Origin of the sequence: Vibrio palustris, assembly GCF_024346995.1 — a bacterium.
GTDB lineage: Bacteria > Pseudomonadota > Gammaproteobacteria > Enterobacterales > Vibrionaceae > Vibrio > Vibrio palustris.
The window spans coordinates 1184163-1202962 of sequence record NZ_AP024887.1; the positions used below are offsets into that span (position 1 = coordinate 1184163).

Annotated in this window: 17 protein-coding genes and 1 CRISPR repeat array; of the genes, 11 read left to right on the plus strand and 6 right to left on the minus strand. The window is 45.8% G+C overall.

The genetic code is table 11. From position 1 onward, the window contains the following. Window positions 1-21: 21 nt before the first annotated feature. Genes cmr1 through OCU30_RS05755 form a run of 7 tightly spaced genes read left to right on the plus strand, consistent with a single transcriptional unit; the run spans window position 22 to window position 7601 of the window. Window positions 22-1347 carry a type III-B CRISPR module RAMP protein Cmr1 gene (gene cmr1 / locus OCU30_RS05725; protein WP_077313165.1) on the plus strand — a complete coding sequence of 442 codons (1326 nt, stop codon included), beginning with the start codon at window positions 22-24 and terminating at the stop codon, window positions 1345-1347. A gap of 2 nt (window positions 1348-1349) precedes the next feature. Further along, window positions 1350-3224 carry a type III-B CRISPR-associated protein Cas10/Cmr2 gene (gene cas10 / locus OCU30_RS05730; protein WP_077313164.1) on the plus strand — a complete coding sequence of 625 codons (1875 nt, stop codon included), beginning with the start codon at window positions 1350-1352 and terminating at the stop codon, window positions 3222-3224. Next, entirely contained in the window at window positions 3221-4393 is a 1173-nt protein-coding gene (locus tag OCU30_RS05735) for a type III-B CRISPR module-associated protein Cmr3 (protein ID WP_077313162.1), read from the plus strand. Before cas10 ends, OCU30_RS05735 begins: the two co-directional genes overlap by 4 nt. Window positions 4394-4407: 14 nt before the next feature. Then, on the plus strand, window positions 4408-5253 hold the full coding sequence (gene cmr4, locus OCU30_RS05740) for a type III-B CRISPR module RAMP protein Cmr4 (protein ID WP_077313686.1): 846 nt from the start codon (window positions 4408-4410) through the stop codon (window positions 5251-5253). Then, complete coding sequence (gene cmr5 / locus OCU30_RS05745; RefSeq protein WP_077313160.1) at window positions 5250-5720, plus strand: type III-B CRISPR module-associated protein Cmr5; 471 nt, start codon at window positions 5250-5252, stop codon at window positions 5718-5720. Before cmr4 ends, cmr5 begins: the two co-directional genes overlap by 4 nt. Then, on the plus strand, window positions 5713-6852 hold the full coding sequence (gene cmr6, locus OCU30_RS05750) for a type III-B CRISPR module RAMP protein Cmr6 (protein ID WP_077313158.1): 1140 nt from the start codon (window positions 5713-5715) through the stop codon (window positions 6850-6852). The genes cmr5 and cmr6 overlap by 8 nt, the downstream gene beginning before the upstream one ends. After that, on the plus strand, window positions 6849-7601 hold the full coding sequence (locus tag OCU30_RS05755; protein ID WP_205408775.1) for an MATE family efflux transporter: 753 nt from the start codon (window positions 6849-6851) through the stop codon (window positions 7599-7601). The genes cmr6 and OCU30_RS05755 overlap by 4 nt, the downstream gene beginning before the upstream one ends. A 212-nt stretch (window positions 7602-7813) precedes the next feature. Next, window positions 7814-8142: direct repeats of the CRISPR family, unit length 28 nt; unit sequence GTTCACTGCCGCACAGGCAGCTTAGAAA. A 250-nt stretch (window positions 8143-8392) separates the two neighbouring features. On the opposite strand, the gene rplY is transcribed toward OCU30_RS05755, so the two are convergent. Then, complete coding sequence (gene rplY, locus OCU30_RS05760; protein WP_077313155.1) at window positions 8393-8671, minus strand: 50S ribosomal protein L25; 279 nt, start codon at window positions 8669-8671, stop codon at window positions 8393-8395. A gap of 286 nt (window positions 8672-8957) precedes the next feature. Between rplY and OCU30_RS05765 the strand changes: the two genes are divergently transcribed. Next, window positions 8958-9698 carry a glycosyltransferase family 2 protein gene (locus tag OCU30_RS05765; RefSeq protein WP_077313153.1) on the plus strand — a complete coding sequence of 247 codons (741 nt, stop codon included), beginning with the start codon at window positions 8958-8960 and terminating at the stop codon, window positions 9696-9698. 173 nt (window positions 9699-9871) lie between these two features. On the opposite strand, the gene OCU30_RS05770 is transcribed toward OCU30_RS05765, so the two are convergent. The 4 genes from OCU30_RS05770 to radD all read right to left on the minus strand — a co-directional run bounded on the left by OCU30_RS05770 (window position 9872) and on the right by radD (window position 14184). Beyond that, window positions 9872-11239, minus strand: a complete 1368-nt coding sequence (locus tag OCU30_RS05770) for an ATP-binding protein (RefSeq protein WP_077313151.1) — start codon at window positions 11237-11239, stop codon at window positions 9872-9874. Continuing rightward, window positions 11229-11888 carry a response regulator transcription factor gene (locus tag OCU30_RS05775; RefSeq protein WP_077313149.1) on the minus strand — a complete coding sequence of 220 codons (660 nt, stop codon included), beginning with the start codon at window positions 11886-11888 and terminating at the stop codon, window positions 11229-11231. The genes OCU30_RS05770 and OCU30_RS05775 overlap by 11 nt, the downstream gene beginning before the upstream one ends. 16 nt (window positions 11889-11904) lie before the next feature. Next, complete coding sequence (locus OCU30_RS05780; protein ID WP_235861827.1) at window positions 11905-12294, minus strand: PepSY domain-containing protein; 390 nt, start codon at window positions 12292-12294, stop codon at window positions 11905-11907. Window positions 12295-12420: 126 nt separating this feature from the next. After that, window positions 12421-14184: a DNA repair helicase RadD gene (gene radD, locus OCU30_RS05785; protein ID WP_077313146.1), complete on the minus strand. Its 1764-nt coding sequence runs from the start codon at window positions 14182-14184 to the stop codon at window positions 12421-12423. Window positions 14185-14266: 82 nt separating this feature from the next. On the opposite strand from radD, the gene rsuA reads away from it, so the two are divergent. The 3 genes from rsuA to OCU30_RS05800 all read left to right on the plus strand — a co-directional run bounded on the left by rsuA (window position 14267) and on the right by OCU30_RS05800 (window position 16922). Beyond that, window positions 14267-14962 carry a 16S rRNA pseudouridine(516) synthase RsuA gene (gene rsuA, locus OCU30_RS05790; RefSeq protein ID WP_077313144.1) on the plus strand — a complete coding sequence of 232 codons (696 nt, stop codon included), beginning with the start codon at window positions 14267-14269 and terminating at the stop codon, window positions 14960-14962. Between the two features lie 110 nt (window positions 14963-15072). Beyond that, window positions 15073-16272: a Bcr/CflA family multidrug efflux MFS transporter gene (locus OCU30_RS05795; RefSeq protein ID WP_077313141.1), complete on the plus strand. Its 1200-nt coding sequence runs from the start codon at window positions 15073-15075 to the stop codon at window positions 16270-16272. After that, on the plus strand, window positions 16272-16922 hold the full coding sequence (locus OCU30_RS05800) for a DUF2913 family protein (RefSeq protein WP_077313139.1): 651 nt from the start codon (window positions 16272-16274) through the stop codon (window positions 16920-16922). Before OCU30_RS05795 ends, OCU30_RS05800 begins: the two co-directional genes overlap by 1 nt. A gap of 37 nt (window positions 16923-16959) precedes the next feature. Here OCU30_RS05800 and OCU30_RS05805 read toward each other — a convergent pair whose 3' ends face one another. Continuing rightward, window positions 16960-18405, minus strand: a complete 1446-nt coding sequence (locus tag OCU30_RS05805) for a DUF2867 domain-containing protein (protein WP_077313137.1) — start codon at window positions 18403-18405, stop codon at window positions 16960-16962. Window positions 18406-18800 lie beyond the last annotated feature (395 nt).

The following is an 18800-nucleotide window of genomic DNA, read 5'->3' on the forward strand; positions in this document are numbered from 1 at the left end:
CGTTGATAGTAAGGATTGCTCATGCGAAGAAAAACTAATCAGGATTTTGAATCACTCCAAGAGGCACTTAAGACGACCCCGACCAAAACTTGGCAAACCTATAACTGCACGCTTGTTACACCCATGTATGGTGGTGGCGTGAAGGCTGGCGAAGTGGATAAGGACATGCCGATTCGCGCTAGCTCGATTCGCGGACAGCTGCGCTTTTGGTGGCGGATTGCTTGTGGCCCATTTAATAGCCCTAAAGAAATGTTTGATAGAGAAACCGCGATTTGGGGCGGGATTGGTGATGATGGAGCGACTGTTAGTCAGGTGGAGATTCGGGTATCGAATGTCGATTGCAAAGGTGAAGTCGCAGCGTTTGAATATGAACGACACCATAAAGATCGTAATAAATTTAAAAGTGTTCCGAAGCCTCATCCTGAGTTGGGCCATGCTTATGCACTTTTTTCTGCCCAAGGAAAGTTAAGCAAAGATAAAACTGCTATTGAAGAGTTGCCCCATAAAATCGCCAAAACGGGGTTATTTTTTGAATTACAGCTTAATTTTAAAACGCATACAGAAGGCGCTTTAATATCTGAGCAGATAAATGAGGTGAAGGAATCCATACGCTGGTGGTCTAGCTTTGGTGGCGTTGGCAGCCGAACACGTCGCGGTCTAGGCGCTGTTAAGGTGACTGGCGATGGAATTATCCCAGTAACCCGAGGTGAAGTTGAAGAAAAAGGTGGTGTCTTAGAATTAGTGACTCGAAATGGAAAGCCAGAGACGGATGCTCATGCCGTGGTTTGTTGGCGGTATGGCTGCGATAAGTTAAGAGATTTTCGTCAAGCTAAAAATGTTGGACGAAATCCACCTAAACCTGATTCAAAATCACCAGCAGGGCAGAGTAGATGGCCGGAAGCTAACTCTGTTAGGAACCTAGCAGAGAGTCATAGTAAAAAACACTCTCCCAGTGATCCAAAAACTAACTTTTTTCCTCGGGCTTCTTTCGGCTTACCAATTATTTTCCATTTTCAGCAGGATAGTGGCCCAGGGCGAGAGCCAGATGATCATACACTAAAAGTGGCAGATAAAGACAAAGAGCGTATGGCTAGTCCTTTAGTCTTATGTCCGTATTACAATGGTAAATATTGGGAGTCAGCTGCATTACTGCTACCAGATTGGCAAAAGGCTTTACATCAGCGGTTAGAGCTGTCGCCTAAACCTAGTAATGTTAAAAATGAGCCAATGAATTGGTCGTTCTCGCCAGAGCAGCAGCGTTTACTTGCAGGAAAAGATAAGCCTATGGAAGGACGACGTAATGACCCCCTTTCCGCCTTCCTCGACTATTTTGAAAAAGGACAGTAATCATGGAGTATTTAGTGGCCATCAGCATTGGCCCTGTGCAAAGTTTGATCGAAGCGGGGCGGCGTAGCCAAGATTTGTGGTGTGGTTCGTGGTTGTTGTCTGAAGTCTCGCGGGCGGTAGCGCTGTCGCTACACGAAGCACAGAATAAGTGTTTAGTTTTCCCAAGCCCAGATGTTGATTTACAACCACAAGACCCTGATTCTTCAGATCCTGAGGCTGTTATCGAAGCCAATATCGCCAATGTTATTCGCGCGGTGATTCACGCCGACAATCCTGAGCAGGTACGTCGTATTGTTGATGATGCGAAACACGCGGCAAAAGCCCGCTTAGATGCCATCATAAATCAAGTTCGCGAGAACAAGCTGAAAGGCTTTAGTGTGGACTGGCCACGGTTTGAGCAGCAAAAGCACGATATTCTCGAAACTTATGCGGCATGGGTAAAGCTTGAACCACACAAGTATGGCGACGCCTCCAAACGCTTAGGTAAGCTGCTTGCAGCGCGCAAACAAACCAAAGATTTTAGCCCGATTCAAGATACGCAGAGTGGCTTATTTAAATCGACACTGGATGGGGCCAACAATACGCTAACCAATAAAGTGCGTAGCAATAAAGAACAGCGGCAGCAGCTGGGATTGAGTGAACGCGAAGAGTTGGACATTTTAGGGCTTATCAAGCGTAAAGCCGGGCATTTTGAGCAATTTACCCCGTTTTCGCGGGTGGTGGCGGAGCCTTGGTTACAGTCTCTAAGTTCTGAACAACTGGATAAACTTAAAAAGTGTTACCAGCCATTAGTTGACGAGGTGAAGCTTGCGACGCGCGTTACAGGTAATGAGGATAAATATGAAGATTTCCCGTTTGATGGTGAATACCTGTTTCCCAGCCGTATTGAACAAGAGAAAGGCCTGGATAAAGATCTAGACAAAGCCAAAGAGACAAAAAAGGCGCTGCTTAACTGTTTATCTACTATTGGCAACGAGTCAGGCTCACCAGTGCCTTATGGGGTGTTACTCAAAGCCGATGGCGACCGTATGGGTGAGCTACTTTCAGAGGCGCAAGAAACAAAACATTCAAGAGCCATTTCTAAAGCCTTGCATCAATTTGCTACCAAGGTACGAAGTGTGGTGCGTGAACATGGCGGTCATGCCATTTACACGGGCGGCGATGATGTGCTCGCGTTCCTGCCGCTTAATACGGCTTTGGTCTGTGCAAAAGAGCTGGCCGATCTATTTAAGCAATCAATGAAAGCGCTAGCAAAGCCGCTTGGTGCGGAGTGTCCAACCTTATCCGTGGGATTGGCAGTAGGACACTTTGTGCAACCGATGCGCCAACTGCGCCATCGCGCGATTCAAGCGGAGAAGTTGGCCAAAGGCAATGGACTGGAAAAACCGCGCAACGCGCTGGCAATCCAATTAGGCATTCGCTCGGGCCATGAAATTGCATGGCGTTGTCGTTGGGATGATAAGGCGACGATAAGCACCTTGAATCAATTTGTGGCTGGATTTAGCAACGGTTTATTACCGACTCGCATTATGCAAGATGTTTTAGCCATGTCCCAGAACCTTAAGTGGACACAGGATAAAGACAAAGTGGATGAAGAAACGGGCGCGGGCATTCGTCTGAGTGAAATGGAACGTATGCTCACTCGTGCATCCTTTGCGCATCAATATTCGAAAGAGCAACTGGAGAAAACCGATCCAGAAGACAAGCGACCAAAAGATGAAAAGCTCACTTTTAAAAAGCAAGTCGATTTATTAAAACAGCAGCTACGAGAGCAGGCGCAGGCTCAATCATTGGATGAGCTGGCGAATATGCTGCGGATTGCCCGTTGGTTATCCGCGCGGACAACGGCGGATTTAGGCAAGGAAGACATGTCATGAACTATTTTGTATTAAACCCTCTCGACCCGCTGATTATCCGCTCCAGTCGCCCATTTGAAGCGATTTCTGATGCCGAAGCGGCAAAATTCCCGCCGCCGTCCACCATCGCGGGGGCGTTGCGAAACTTACATGGCCGCACCATTGGCATTGATTTTAATGATAGAAAGAATAATCAAGAACAGCTTAAGGCGCTGCTTGAGGTGCCAGTGACAGGCCCACTAGCGGTGAAAATGCCAGTTGATCAATCAATCGATACCCTTGAACAAAAGCATATTCTCGTCCCGAAACCGGCGGATGCGCAGTACTTTGCGGTGGACGGTAAGTCCACCTTGATTGGGCTGCAACCGGCAAAGCCGAATAAAGACGAAGGCTGTGATTTACCCAAGGAGTTACTCCCTTTGTTCTTGTCGCAAGACATTCAAGGTAAACCTGTTGGGGGGCCCAAATGGTGGTCGCTGATCGATCTATTAAAGTGGCGAAAAGGCGAAAAGCTAGAATTATTTTCAGATAAAAAAAAGAATGGTTGGACACCCACCGAGCCAGATATTCGCACACATGTGGAGCGTGACAATCAAACGCGCAATTCGGTTGACGGGAAAATCTTTCAAACCACAGGGTTAACGATGTGGCAGCAGCCAAACGAACAGGATGTTTTTCCCTCGCAACAAGTGGGCATTTTGGCAGGTATTCAGGGTGAGGTATCGCTCACGGCAATGAACTTAGGCGGCGAACGACGCTTGGCAGAAGTGACTGGTTGTGATGTATGGCCTGAACCGCCCGAAAATTTTGCCCAAGAGATCATTAATGCACGTGGGTTAACCCTGACGTTTCTTACGCCAACTATTTTTGCTAACGGATGGTGGCCAGCGTGGCTTGATAAAGGCACCCCGCCTGGCTGTCAGCACTTACAACTGGAACTCAAAGCCGCTGCCGTCGACCGCTGGCAGCCCCAATCGGGTTGGGATCTCGCCAGTAATAAACCTCGTGCTAGCGAGCGGATGATCCCCGCAGGGGCAACTTATTGGTTTGAAATCGTCGAAGGTACGGCCACAGAAAAAGAGATAGAAAATCTGTGGATGGCTCACTTGTGTGACGACAAGCAACATAATCTCAATGGCTTTGGCCTGACGCTGCCCATGGCGTATTCATGGAACGAATCAAAGAATTAAATAAGGACCATATTATGTCATTTCATACCTATCATCTTATTACGCAAACGATCCTGCATTGTGGCTCAGGCCAATCGGTTGGCATTGTCGATCAACCGATTATTCGCGAGCGAGCCACCAATTTACCGATTGTGCCGGGGGCAACCCTACGTGGCGTGCTGCGCGCGCATTTATCGACAGATGGTGAAGAAAATGAACTAACACGCGTACTGTTCGGGCGCCCAGCGAAAGGAACGAGTGATAATTTTGCCGGTGCACTCTCCATTACCGATGCGCATTTACTATTGCTACCCGTACGCAGCCTGTATGGCATTGTGGCCTATGCCACGTGCCCGTTTATTTTGCAGCGCTATAAAAAGGCGCTAGGAATAGCCATAGATCTGCCAATTGAAAGCAAAGATAAAGCCTGTGTGGGCGAAGACAGTGAAAACATCGCCTCGAATAAAGTCGTGTTTGAAGAGTTGGATATCGATGCGGTTAAGTGTGGTAAAGCGCAAGAATGGGCCAAGTGTTTATCGAAAGTCGTGTATGCGGATGATGAAGCCGCGCAAGTGGATTTCCAACAGCATTTTGTGATTTTGCCTGATGATGTGTTTGCCTATTTAGCAGAAACGGCTACCGAAGTCCGAACTCGCATTCGTATGAACCAAGACACTGGTGTAGTGGATAACGGCGCATTATGGACGGAAGAAAACCTGCCCGCTGAATGTGTGTTATGGGGGAGCTACAGTATCCATGAAAAAGCGAACAAACAAGCTTGCCAATTCAAAGAACAAGACAAGACTCTGCTGCAAATGGGCGGTAATGCAGGCGTCGGCAGTGGTTTAGTACAAATGGTGATGCAGGAGAGTGACTCATGATTTCACGAAATCAAATCATTGCAAAAACCACCTATCAGCAGGTTGTGGCTGTAAAAGATATTATGTTTCCACAGGATGACAAAGTCGAGCAATCAGAAAAGGAAGCTTCGGAAAAGCGCCGTGAAAAGCTTCATAAAAATTACGCAACAATTGCGCATAAACTGCCAGCTATGATTTTACAAAATGGGTTACCACAAGCCACAGGGTTTTTACTTTCAAAAGCTTCTGAAGATGCCCATGCAAAATTATTGGATCATCTACTCGCTGTTTTTAAGAAGGTTGATAACGATTTTGACGGTGTTCACGATAGAGATGCATTCCATAAAACTATTATTGGCTCTGATCTCAAGGAAATTATGCGCTACACCCGCGAAGCGTTAGAAATATCAGGCTGGTTGCGCCGTTATGTGCAAGGTGTATTAAAGCGTGGTGCAACGGGTGATACCGAAGGAGCCAGTCATGACTAAACTGCGTCGAGAAGCGATTAATGACTTGTTCAATGACTACAATAGTACAACCATTAACCCCGGTTTATGGCTGCAAAAAGGGTTAAAAGAAACCACAGGGGAAAACGGTGATAACGCCAAAACCAATCATTTAAAAGAGCTGGTTGATTTTACATGCGAACTATATCCCAAAGCCTTTAATCGTTGGTTTGATCTTACAAGCGACGAGCATCGCTTTAGCCAAACCGTGATGACACTTGAAAACCGTTTGCTTATTGGCTTAACCGGCAACGGTGCATTAGAAACCGGGTGCAGTTTAAGCCACAACTACGGCATGCCTTATATCCCCGGTTCTAGCATAAAAGGCGTGGTGCGCGCTTGGGCGGAGCAGCATCTAGATGGTGAAGAGCTCAAGCAGGAGATCGCCAAGTTCTTTGGTACCCGTAATAGCGATGATGTTAAACGTGGGTCTGGTTTTGTCACCTTTCATGATGCGTGGTGGATTCCGTTTGACAAAGATAAAGCCAAACCTGAACCAAAGCCGTTTGTATTGGATGTAGTGACCACCCACCACCAAGATTATTACAACGGTAAAAAGGATAAGGATAATAACTATCTACCACCATCAGATAAAGATAGCCCCATTCCTAATCATCTTCTCGCTGTACAAGGTAGTTTTCTGTTTGTGCTGGAAGGAGCGCCCGAGCACGTCGAACTATGCCAGAAGATGCTGGTTCAAGCGCTACAAGATAACGGAATCGGCGCAAAAACAGCGGCGGGTTATGGTTATATGCGCGTTAATGACAAGCTTTACCATGAATTACAACAGGAAGCTGAAAAGCGGTTGCCGCCTGAAGTCCGTGAGAAACGGAAACAGGAAGCAATCCAACGTCAACAGCAGGCTGAAAATGCGAAAACCGTTGATCAAGTGTGTAGCGAATTAAATAACGATTATGAACATAACAAGGGGAGCGAAGTATATATTCAAAAATTAGAGGAGCGTATTGACTATGTTATTCAGACTTGGTCAGTTGAAGATCGTTTTTCGCTAGCCAAGTGCTTAAATGATATAGGCTATATTCCGAAGAATAAGAAAAATAAAAATCACGAGATAAGAAAAGAGCGGTTAAAGCAGTTAAGAGGTGAAAAATGAATTTCAAGCGAACATGGCTGTTTTGGCTGGTGATATTTATAGTGCCGCTGTTAGCGATTGTTTTAGCAGGGATATGCGGCAATGAAATTGGCATTTATGATGAATCGGTTTTGTATATTACAGGGGAGTTTCTTCATAGCATTGTCGTTTCAGTCTCAACCAGTTTGATAGCAGCTGGGGTTGTTTATCTCTTTATTGATAAAAAGTTGCGGGAATTGTTGGCTCACGACGAAGTGATTACGGTTGTCTTAAAAACCAAGGAAGGTGAAACGAAAGAATGCCCCCCGATGAGCCGTAAAGATTTTTGTCGTCAAGAGGTATTGGGTTATTTAGGCATGCTGGGTGGACCAGAGCGATTTTCATTGAATTATATGAAAAAGAAAGAGTTCGGAAAACGTATCCTAGAAATACAACAAGGCAAGGGAAATGAGAAACTTACCATACACTGCACTGATGATGAATTTAAACAATTCGACTCTGACTATCATGTAAATGATGATATTACGGTTGTTCTTCGGTCGGAAAGTGGCAAAGAGATAAAATGCCCACCCATGCCTAGAAAAGCCTTCAATCGCGCCGAAGTGCTTAGCTATATTGGTATGTTGAGTGATGCTCAGCAGTTTGATATCGCTAGCTTGAAGAGTCGTCAATTCGGTGAAGACCTTCTTAAAGTCTCAAAAAGTAAAGAGCAGTTACTTGTAATTCCGTGTACTGATCAAGAGTTTGAATCGTTAAATGAGCTTGGCTGAACCACGAAATAAATGGTGCGCGTTGGGGTGACGCTTGCGCATCAATATAGTATTTAGGGTTTGCCCTTGAATCAGTCGGCAGACCCTTTATTTTTACCATTGTTCATGTATCAATAAAAACAATGACTTAGGAATAAGCTCAAAAAAAGGGGTAAAAAGGGTTTTTCTGTCTAATCCTTTGCTATTACGTATCTTTTTGTTATATTTTTCTAGTTCACTGCCGCACAGGCAGCTTAGAAAACATTTGCAGCGGCTTGCATAGTCGCCCCATTGTTCACTGCCGCACAGGCAGCTTAGAAATTGAATTCAGAAATAGTTAGGCGTTTGTATTTGTTCACTGCCGCACAGGCAGCTTAGAAATTCAAAAGCATTTCGTAAAGTTCTTGGCCTTTGTTCACTGCCGCACAGGCAGCTTAGAAAGTCAGTTGTTGCAATTGTTGTGTTTAGTAGTGGTTCACTGCCGCACAGGTGGCTTAGAAAATCCAACGCCCAGAAACATCGTATTACTAAAAAGTTCACCGCCGCACAGGCGGCTTAGAAAGTCACATCTTCCACATAGGTTTTCGTGATGTTGTTCACCGCCGCACAGGCTGTGAAAAGAAGAGGGGCTAGGGGAGTTCTTTTGGGAGAGGAAGTGGCTGTTCAAGAGGTTTTTCAGGTGCTTAAAACGGTGAAACCCCGATGTTGGTAGCATCGGGGTTTCGAATTTTCTGTGATAGTCAGTTGGTAAGACTGAGCATCAACTATATGCAAAAGGACTGGAAATAATCCGACAATTCCTGGTAAGGGAATTAAACGCGGATGAAGTCCATGTGTTCAACTTTTGGCTTGAACGCGTGACGTTGAACGTCTTGAGGCTTAACCTTAACTTCTGCGCCGTCAATCACTAGAGTGATTGTTTCGTAGAATTCAGGTTTGTCCATTTGGTTAAGAACGTCATCGTGGTTCAAAAAGATTGCTACTGGAGCTGCTTCACCACCGTAAACGATAGCAGGGAAGTTGCCAGCAAGACGTAGGCGGCGGCTCGCACCTTTACCTAGTTCAGTACGTACTACTGCTTCAAATTTCATAGTATTTACTCTCAAAATAGTAAAAAAACTTCACGTGTACATGCGACCTTGTACTCCGTGGTAAAACGCTGTTGCAAGATAAACTGCAACTAAGCGAGCGCGGATACTATCATTAGTCACATGACAGGGCAATAGAAAAATATAACGCACTGAGTTTTAAGTAACATAAAGCGTATTATCTCGATTAATCACTATGAATGGAATGTGAATGACGGCCTCATTCTTCGTTCAGTTGGGCTTTGTTAGATTCATAATCAACGTGGCGCAACCAACAAGGATAAGCCGTATGAAACCAGTAAGTATTGTGATTATCACGTTAAATGAGCAAAAACGTATCAGCCGTTTATTAAGTGATTTAGTAGTGCAGAACTATCGTAACTTTGAGGTGATTGTCGTTGATTCTGCCAGTGACGATTTAACGGTTAAAATTGCCAAAACCTATGAGCCGCATTTACCGAGTTTACGTGTGCACAACATGGGTGCACGTGGTGTGAGCTTAGGTCGTAATACGGGTGTCAAATTAGCGCAGCATGATCGAGTGCTATTTCTGGATGCGGATACGCGTTTAGAGCCGAACTTTCTTGCACAGGCCATGAAGGATATTAATCAACGCCAATTAGATGTGGCCGGTGTGTACCGTAATGTACAGAAAGCGCCGCTGAAATTCAAAGCCGGTTACGGTGTGTTTAATGCAGGCTTATTCTTGAGCCAGTTCTTTTTTCCAACCGCGGTAGGGGCGTGTTTGTTCTCAACAAAAACCGTGCACCAAAAGATTGGTGGTTTTGATGAAGAGATTGAGTTGTGTGAGGATTGTGATTACGTAAAACGCGCCGCCAAAACATCGCGCTATAGAATGCTTTCACACTATATTGCGTTTGAGTTCGATCCGAGGCGTTTAGTACAAGATGGCTATTTATCGACGGGCGCTTTGTATCTGCGCGCCAATGTACGCCGTTTGATTTTAGGTGAGATGCATAACCAAGAGATCCCATATCCATTTGGGCATTATCGTGAGCAGTCTCGCTAGTACCAAATTCGCGGTGTTTTCACCGATAGGCTAAGAGATGAGTCCTCTCTTACCATCGACCTATCCTTGATGGGGTGTCCACAAAACGTGATGACGTAACGCGAATAAACCTCGAACACCTGCCAGTGTTCGAGGTTTTTTATTGGGTATAGCTCCGTATAAAGAGGGCGGAATCAACCAAGCGATGTATTCGATGCAGCAATCTTGACACGTAAACTGGCTTTGAGCCCACCAAGGCTGCCGCGCTCTAAAATCAGCTTACCGCGATAACTGTGTGCCATTTCGCTGACAATATTTAAGCCCAGCCCAGTGCCAGGAGTGGTTTCATCAAGGCGGACGCCGCGCTGTAGCGCTTGATTCATTAACTCGGGGGCGATGCCTGTACCATTATCTTCGATGCATAAGTTAACCCAGCCATCTTGCTCAAGCTCGGTATACACACGAATTAACGAGGTTGACCACTTATACGCGTTTTCGAGTAGATTACCGATCATTTCATCAAAATCAGAACCTTCAACGGCAATGTGTAGATCCGAGTCCAGCTCATTGACTAAGGTAATGTCACGCTCGGCGTAGACTTTATCAAACGCCATGGCGATAGCATCAATGCGCTCACTCGGATCGGTTTTGACCGATAAAATATTACTCGATCCTGCCATACGGGCACGCCCGAGGTGGTAATCAATTTGTGATTGAATTTGGGCGAGCGGTTCAGAGAGACGCTCGCGATCCGCTGGACTTAATTGAGCAACGTCATTCTTGAGGACGGAAAGCGGTGTTTTGAGCGCATGAGACAAATTACCCGATTGATTTCTGGCGCGTTCTAATAGCTCTTGGTAATGAAAAAGTAGTGCGTTTAAATCATCCGCTAAAGGAGAGACCTCTTGTGGATAGCGATTATTCAAACACGATTGATCGCCGTTGCGTAATGCGGCTAATTCTCGTTGCATACGTTTTAATGGCAGTAACGACCAAGATACTTGAATACTAATAAAGAGTAAGATGCCGAAAAAAAGCAGCCCAAGAATGGTCCACAGTTGTCCCATAATTTGCTGTATTGTGCTTTGCATTGGGGCTTGGTCGATGCCAACGGTGATATGAATACCATGGGAAACATTGGGCAAGTAAATGGTCCGGCTGAGTGTCAGTAACGGTTCATTGCGTGCGCCTTTCACGACGGGTTTGAGATCAGAGTCATCGGTGTGCAGGGTTTTATCCCATAGCGAGCGCGAACGTAATTGATCCTTGTCTAGCGATGCGCTCCAGTAATAGCCGCTATAAGGTTGGCTATAACGAGGATCGGATAGCCGAGTCGGAAGCAGTAGGTGGCCTTTTGGATCGGTCCGAAGGTTGGCGGTAATTTCATCTAACGCTAAACGCATTTGCTCTTGCGTACTTTCGACGAGGTAGTTTTTGACTAATGAGGGAATTAAATATCCCGCCGCGACTACCATAATACTAACCCAAAGCGTGGCGGCCCATAAAAAACGACTTTTCAGGCTGAGTTGTTTTTTCGCGCCGTCCGTATGTTTATTCTGCATGCAGTTGATAACCTAAGCCACGGACTGTTTTGATAATGTTAGGCGCTATTTTGCGTCGAATGCGCCCAATAAACACTTCGATGGTGTTAGAGTCACGATCGAAATCTTGTTTATAAATGTGTTCAACTAGCTCGGTACGCGAGATGACTTTATCGGCGTTATGCATAAAGTAGGCAATGACTTTGTATTCAAGGGCGGTCAAACTGACGGGGGTACCTTGCCACATAACTTTAGAGCTGCGCGTATCTAAGCTGAGATCGCCCACTTGTAAAATAGGGGAGGCGTTACCTGAAGCGCGGCGTAACTGAGCACGGATGCGGGCAATCAGTTCAACTACTTCAAAAGGTTTGGTTAAATAGTCATCGGCTCCGGCATTGAGCCCTTCAACTCGCTGGGTCAGGTTATCTCGGGCACTTAATACCACAACCGGGGTGTTAATGTTTTCATCACGCATACTTTTTAATACGGTGAGACCGTCGAGTTTCGGTAATCCGAGATCGAGAACAATGACGTCCCATTCTTCCGATGTTGCTCGGTAAAGGGCATCCACACCATCTTGTGAGAGCTCAGGGACCCAATCGTGGCTTTCTAAGGTTTCAATGATTTGTTGGCCTAGGCGAACATCGTCTTCTACAACGAGTATTTTCATGATTTTCCACTGTGTTTTATTTGATGAGAGCCATTACATTACGTCCGCGTATGGCGCTCATATGCAATGACTGGGCATTATAACTCACGTTATACACGCTATTTTGATAAACAAGCTTAAGTTCGTACACCCATTGTTGGTTGTTTTTATTGAGTTCGACTTTAATCACTCGCCCATGTAATTGTTGATCCACTTTGGCATACAAAGCAGAAAAGGGGTGAATGTCCCCATCTTTGACGGCTTGATAGACTTTTTGTTGATCTTCGCTGATTTCAACTTGTGTCCCATTCGGTGCATCATAGAGATCCAGTGCGGGTGAGGGAAAATGGTCATTGGCCCATGCAGATAATGGTAACCCGATGAGTATTGTTGGCAATAAGCACATTTTCAAATGTTTCATCCGCATAGAGAGCACCTTCTTAGTCGCTGGTGGTCAATGTCTGCCTGTCTAGTGACAACCGACACTGATGACACACACCAGTATTAGCATGAATGCCTAGCATAGCGTGGTGAATATGAATCAGAGCTGAATTTATCCGTTGTCTGCTAATAATAGGGTTTCATCTGTCGGTCGTTCAAACAGTTTATCGCGAATGGTCCAGAAGCGCCCCTTTTTATGGGCAATAATGATTTCTGGTGGACGAAACCGATGCTCCTGCTGGACAATCTTTGTCGGTGCAGTATCGGTAAATGGCCGATGTCTATCCACTAATTGTGGGTTAACAAAGCGTTGTAAAAAGTTGTTTTTTTGCGTTTTATTGCTCAGTGGCCACACTTCACTGATTTCGGCATCTTGATCGCTTTGATAAATGACTTTCAGTTGGGGCTTACCGTATTGGTTTTTCCCCGCTTCCATACGTTGGTCCACACAATTGATGATCATGGCATCTTTGAGTTTTAAGGCTTCGCGTAATTTTTTATCAGGGTCGACTAATACCGCTTCACAAGCGTGGCAGCGACGAGCTGCAATATCATTGTCGGCGCCACATTCCCCGCAGAATTTAGCGCGAAAACGATAGCCACATTCTTCTTTTTCACCCGTCTCTTCGTCTTCAAAGTAGCCCTGACAGCGGCGTCCGAAATGTTCAATCAGAAAGCCATTCGCATCGAGCTTGCCCCAAAAGTTATTGTTAAATCCGCAAGCAGGACAGGGGATAGTGACAATCTCACTGTCTGAATCTGGTGGCGGTTCGCCCACTTCTGGTTGAAATAAATCGTAATGGTTACCGGCGTATTCAAGGACGAGACACTCGCTTTTTCCGGGAGATAAACGCAAGCCTCGTCCGACAATTTGTTGATATAAACTGATCGATTCTGTTGGGCGTAAAATCGCAATTAGATCCACATGAGGGGCATCAAAGCCGGTAGTGAGCACGGAGACATTGACTAAGTATTTTAATTGTTGTTGTTTAAAGCGTTCAATAATATCGTCACGGTCATCAGCCGTCGTATCACCAATGACCAGCGCCGATTCGTGCTCAGGTAAATAGCCCAGAATTTCTTTGGCATGATCAACGGTTGAGGCAAAAATCATCACCCCTTTTCTGTCTTGGGCGTAATCCATGACTTGCTCAATAATGGCTGGGGTTGCACGCTGGGATTCTTTTAAGACCGAGTTTAAATCGTCTTGTTTGTAGTAACCATTGGCAGAGGGGCGTATGGATGAGAAATCATACCCTAATACTGCCATATCTAAGATGCGAGCGGGCGTGAGAAATCCTTCGTCTAATAGATAACGAATCGGTAACTCGAAAATACAATCATGAAAAAAACGCGGCTGCTCGGTTCGCACTTGGCCGCGCGTGTGATAGCGGTAAATCCAGCCCATATCTAAACGGTAAGGGGTGGCGGTGAGCCCGAGCACTTTGATGTTCGGGTTCACGGTTTGTAGGTGCGCAATGGCTTTACGATACGCGCTATTTTCATTGTCAGGAACGCGATGGCATTCATCGATGACCAATAAGGAAAATTGTTCGCGAAAGGCGTCGAGATCATTAACCATCGATTGCACCGAGGCAAACACAACTTTCTCATCGGTTTCTTTTCGCCCTAAACCGGCGGAGAAAATCGCCGCTTTGAGATCGTAACTCTCATATTTGGCGTGATTTTGTTCCACGAGTTCTTTGACATGGGTGAGTACTAAAACTCGCCCTTTCGCTAGCCTTGCGAGCTCGGCGATCACTAAACTCTTACCGGCACCGGTTGGCAATACAATCACCGCTGGTGTCGTATGATGGCGAAAATAATGGATCACGGCTTTGACCGAGTCACTTTGATAGGGGCGTAATTGATACATGATTGAAATAAATTCTGTGAAATGGCTCAACTAATTGAATTAGGATAGGTATAATACCTGACTTAAAGCAGATGAGGTATGCATGCGTTTAGATAAATTTTTGTGTGATGCGTTAGGCGTGACACGTAAAGAAGCCACCATGCTTCTAAAAAGTGGTGATATCAAGGTCAATGGTTCTGTTCTAAAAAAAGGAGCCGTCCATGTGACCGATGAATGTACCGTGCAGTGGGACGAGCGTGAACTTGTCTTGTCGGGACCTCGTTACATTATGCTAAATAAACCGCAAGGGTTTGTGTGTACACATGTCGACGATTATAACGATACGGCTTTTGTGTTGTTAGAAGAAGCAAACATGAAAGATTTACACTTTGCTGGCCGTTTAGATGCCGATACAACGGGGTTGGTATTGATTACTGATGACGGTCAATGGTCACATCGGGTGACATCACCTAAGCATAAGTGTGAGAAAACATACCGCGTATGGCTTGCCGATCCGGTGCAAACGGATTACGAGCAGCAATTTGCTGATGGTATTGAATTACGTAATGAGCGTGACAAAACCTTACCTGCAAAATTAGAGGTGGTAGATGAAACGCAAGTGTTGCTGACAATTCATGAAGGTAAATACCACCAAGTGAAGCGTATGTTTGCGGCATTGGGTAACAAGGTTGTCGGTCTGCATCGTGAGCGTGTTGGTGCGATTATACTTGATGACGATTTAGAACCGGGTGATTACCGTTTCTTAACCGAGGACGAAGTAAACTCGGTGTGGCGTTAAGCCTTAACGATACCAGTGTTGCCGTTTTCTGATGGAGATAGCGATAGCACTGCTCATCAACGATTAGCATGAAGTGGTGTGTTCGCACCACTTCATTTTTTTGGAGATTTATGAATTCAACAACATCAAATTCCCAGTCTCATATCGGACTTCTCATGTTTATTGTCCTGGGCTCCATCGGTGCATTAACGCCGTTGGCGATTGATATGTATTTACCGGCAATGCCAGACATCGCGAAAGATTTTGGCGTGACATCAGGCGCGGTGCAGGTGACATTGACTGTCTATACCGCAGGCTTTGCTCTTGGTCAGTTAATTCATGGGCCATTGGCCGATAGTTACGGACGTCGTCCGGTCATGATTATTGGCACCATTTTATTTGCTCTTGCTGCCATGACTTGCGCTACTGCTGAAAGCGTGATTGAGCTGACATGGGTGCGTGCGGCGCAAGGTTTTGCTGGTGCGGCAGCGGCGGTAGTGATTCAGGCTGTGGTGCGCGACATGTTTGATCGTGAAGATTTTGCGCGTGCGATGTCATTTGTGACCTTAGTTGTGACGCTCGCGCCATTGCTGGCGCCAATGATAGGTGGGCACTTGGCCGTATGGTACGGCTGGCGCGCGGTGTTTTGGGTATTAACCCTTTTTTCATTGCTGGTTATTGCTTTGGTGTTATGGAAGATTCCTGAAACATTGAAAGCGGAAAACCGTCAACCTGTTCATTTAATGAATACGCTACGCCACTATAAAACTTTGCTCACCAATCCTCAGGCCATGGGATTGATTTTATCTGGAGCCTTCTCTTTTTCTGGTATGTTTGCGTTTTTAACGGCAGGATCGTTTGTTTATATTGATTTATTCCATGTAACGCCGAATGAGTTCGGTTATTTATTTGGTTTAAATATTGTAGCGTTGATCATTTTTACCATTATTAATGGTCGTTTGGTTAAAAAAGTCGGCTCGCATGCCATGCTGCGTTTTGGGTTAGTGGTGCAATTACTGGCTGGAACGGGTCTGTTCGTTGGCTGGTGGCTTAACCTCGGTTTGTGGGGGATGGTGCCTTTTGTCGTCATGTTTATTGGTACGATTTCGACCATCGGCAGTAATTCGATGGGGCTGTTACTCAGTGGTTATCCCCACATGGCGGGAACGGCTTCTTCAATGGCGGGCACATTACGGTTTGGTATTGGTTCTTTAGTGGGAACCTTAGTCGCCGCGCTGCCTGATGGCGTACAATGGCCGATGATTGTGGTTATGGCCGGATGTTCGCTCCTCTCTGGTGGACTTTATTGGCTGTTTGGAAGAAATGCATAATGACTGATTATTATTTAGAAATTCAAAATGTGGTGAACTCGGCATTAGCCGAATTGGACGCGGAGCACGCGGCAGGTAAGTTGGTTGACGCACCGGTGGCCAATAACCACTTTTTGGTACGTTGGGTAACAAAAGCGCTTAAAAGTCAGCGTTTTGACCGCTGTGTCCGTGACGATTTAGTGCGCTGGCAAAAAGCCGGACGTTCGCAAGGCAATGATTCACATTTATTGCCGACGTTTCGTCGGATCGCGGCGTATTATGCTCAGTGTTACGCTCAACCTGTGACCATTACCGACCAAAAAATCGAAGCCTTTTTGGATGAGATGGAAGGGCTAGGGTGGGAAGTATCCACGTCAGAGCCGATTGTTGGGCAGCGTAAAGTCCAAATTTATACCGATGGGCAAAACTCGTTAGCCTTGTGTGCGGATCAATGTGATAGCTGTTTTGATGGCGAAGTGCTTGTTCGTCCAATGAGCTGGTTTGTCCGCGGGAATCACCAAGCGTTTATTGAATTAGCCTCTAATGCGGGCTTTGTTTTGCACAAACAAACCGATTATAAATCTGTGGTTAAATATCATGGAGAATATCAAATATTCCCTGGTAACCAAGGCTTACAGCTGGCTGAAATTCCGTTAAGTTTCCAAGCGTAATGTGGTAAGGGCAATGCTGAGACTCGTTTATTGAGGATCAGCATTGCTCATTGTCTAATGCACGTGCTTTTTTCTCAATGACTCTTACCATACCGCGAAAAATAAAGACGTGTGCAGGCATCATAGCAAACCAATATAATAAGCCACGACATCCTTTAGGGTGCCACCAAGCACGAATGTCTAATTTTCGCTGCTCATTTTCTTCTCTAATCGTAAATTCTAGACGACCTAACCCTGGCGCGCGTAGCCCAAATAATAGTGATAAAAACTGTTTAGGCTGGCACCGGATCACTTTCCAAGAGTCAATATAATCCCCCACCTGTAATTCTGGCCCTGGTGGACTGCGCCTGATTGGGCGTCCCGCCCCAACGAAAATATCTAACCACTCTCGTAATCGCCATAATGGATTCGCGTAAAAATAGCCCTGCTGCCGACTGCCCGTTTGTTGAATTATTTGCCAGAGCGCTTCAGCAGATACTTGCGTAGAGAGAGAGGCGCCAGCTTGTTTAGGGTAATACCCAAATCCTGGTTGCCAGCGATTAATCGCGACAGGATCGTACCCCCAAACTTTACGGCGAATAAACTCGCCATCTTGCGCGATAGCGGCCGAGGATGCCTCGGTATAGGTAAGCAAACGTTGTGGGTAGCGCATGGAGATGGGCGTAGCATGGGCAATAAAATCGTGCTCTAAGCCGCCGAGTAACGCTTTTCCAATCGGGGCCGGAACAGAGGTGATAACAGAGAGCCAATGGGAAGCCATGTTGGGGGAGAGTAAGGCGGTAGACCATAAGCGATAGGGCTTACCCGTTAAATGACATAAGATCTTAAACTGTTCTCGGTAACTGACAATACTGGGCCCACCGACGTCGAAAGTTTGATGATCATTAGGCGGATCGAGTACCAGTGCCAGTAAATAGTGATTGAGATTATCGAGCGCAATCGGATTTGCTTTCGCATCTACCCATTTGGGCGTAATCAGAATAGGCAGGTTATAAACAAAATCACGCATGATTTCAAAAGCCGCCGACCCTGGGCCGATAATGATACCGGCACGTAGCTCACTGATTGGAACCCCACTGTTTCTGAGTATTACCCCTGTTTGGCGACGCGCGTCCACATGGGCTGATGTACCGTGTTTGGGCTGGAGAGCGCTAAGGTAAATTACATGCTGTACATGGCTATGTCGCAGGGCATTACAGACATTCTGAGCAAGAGATAATTCATAGTCGATAAAGTGATCGCCATGAGACATACCATGAACAAGGAAGAATACGGTATCAAAGTCGGGAATACAGGCATGTACCGCGGCATCATCAGCTAAATCTAAGGCGATTAGTGATAGATTTGGATGGTCGGTAAAGCGTTTTTCTAATGTTTCGCGGTGCCGAGCGGCAGCCGTCACATGATGGCCTTGGGAGAGCAATAATGGCACAAGCTGAGAGCCAATATAGCCTGAGGCACCAAGAACGATAATTTGCTTCATGAGTCATCCTTAACCGAGCGCGAGAAAGCGATGTGCACGCACTTTTGGCTTAATCTAAGTTGGCGAATGTATCCAGCAACGGTGAGGCAAAAAGAGCGGCGAATTTACTTGCTAAATATATGATCTTATTAGTTATCTATCATTGCACATTCAATAATTAATTATGTTACCATAATCACACAAAAACTAGGGCTTTACGATTAAATATGTGCCCTAGAATGCGAGTGTTCATTTAAGCACTCGCTTAGTAGGATGGGCACGAACGGTGAACTGTGAAGATCATGACGCGGTATTGTTCGACGACAATCATAAGGTCGGGGCGACTTAGCGGTTGGAGCGCAGTAAAACGCTTTCTCATAGTAGGGTTTTCGTGTAGATTCTCATTTCCAAAATAA

Excerpts from the sequence above, each read along its gene's own strand:
- OCU30_RS05735 (WP_077313162.1), top strand. The coding sequence starts at position 3,221 with ATGAACTATTTTGTATTAAACCCTCTCGACCCGCTGATTATCCGCTCC.
- cmr4 (WP_077313686.1), top strand. The coding sequence starts at position 4,408 with ATGTCATTTCATACCTATCATCTTATTACGCAAACGATCCTGCATTGT.
- rplY (WP_077313155.1), bottom strand. The coding sequence starts at position 8,671 with ATGAAATTTGAAGCAGTAGTACGTACTGAACTAGGTAAAGGTGCGAGC.
- OCU30_RS05805 (WP_077313137.1), bottom strand. The coding sequence starts at position 18,405 with ATGAAGCAAATTATCGTTCTTGGTGCCTCAGGCTATATTGGCTCTCAG.
- cmr1 (WP_077313165.1), top strand. The coding sequence starts at position 22 with ATGCGAAGAAAAACTAATCAGGATTTTGAATCACTCCAAGAGGCACTT.
- OCU30_RS05755 (WP_205408775.1), top strand. The coding sequence starts at position 6,849 with ATGAATTTCAAGCGAACATGGCTGTTTTGGCTGGTGATATTTATAGTG.
- OCU30_RS05795 (WP_077313141.1), top strand. The coding sequence starts at position 15,073 with ATGAATTCAACAACATCAAATTCCCAGTCTCATATCGGACTTCTCATG.
- OCU30_RS05775 (WP_077313149.1), bottom strand. The coding sequence starts at position 11,888 with ATGAAAATACTCGTTGTAGAAGACGATGTTCGCCTAGGCCAACAAATC.
- OCU30_RS05765 (WP_077313153.1), top strand. The coding sequence starts at position 8,958 with ATGAAACCAGTAAGTATTGTGATTATCACGTTAAATGAGCAAAAACGT.
- radD (WP_077313146.1), bottom strand. The coding sequence starts at position 14,184 with ATGTATCAATTACGCCCCTATCAAAGTGACTCGGTCAAAGCCGTGATC.
- OCU30_RS05780 (WP_235861827.1), bottom strand. The coding sequence starts at position 12,294 with ATGCGGATGAAACATTTGAAAATGTGCTTATTGCCAACAATACTCATC.
- cmr5 (WP_077313160.1), top strand. The coding sequence starts at position 5,250 with ATGATTTCACGAAATCAAATCATTGCAAAAACCACCTATCAGCAGGTT.
- rsuA (WP_077313144.1), top strand. The coding sequence starts at position 14,267 with ATGCGTTTAGATAAATTTTTGTGTGATGCGTTAGGCGTGACACGTAAA.
- cmr6 (WP_077313158.1), top strand. The coding sequence starts at position 5,713 with ATGACTAAACTGCGTCGAGAAGCGATTAATGACTTGTTCAATGACTAC.
- OCU30_RS05770 (WP_077313151.1), bottom strand. The coding sequence starts at position 11,239 with ATGCAGAATAAACATACGGACGGCGCGAAAAAACAACTCAGCCTGAAA.
- OCU30_RS05800 (WP_077313139.1), top strand. The coding sequence starts at position 16,272 with ATGACTGATTATTATTTAGAAATTCAAAATGTGGTGAACTCGGCATTA.
- cas10 (WP_077313164.1), top strand. The coding sequence starts at position 1,350 with ATGGAGTATTTAGTGGCCATCAGCATTGGCCCTGTGCAAAGTTTGATC.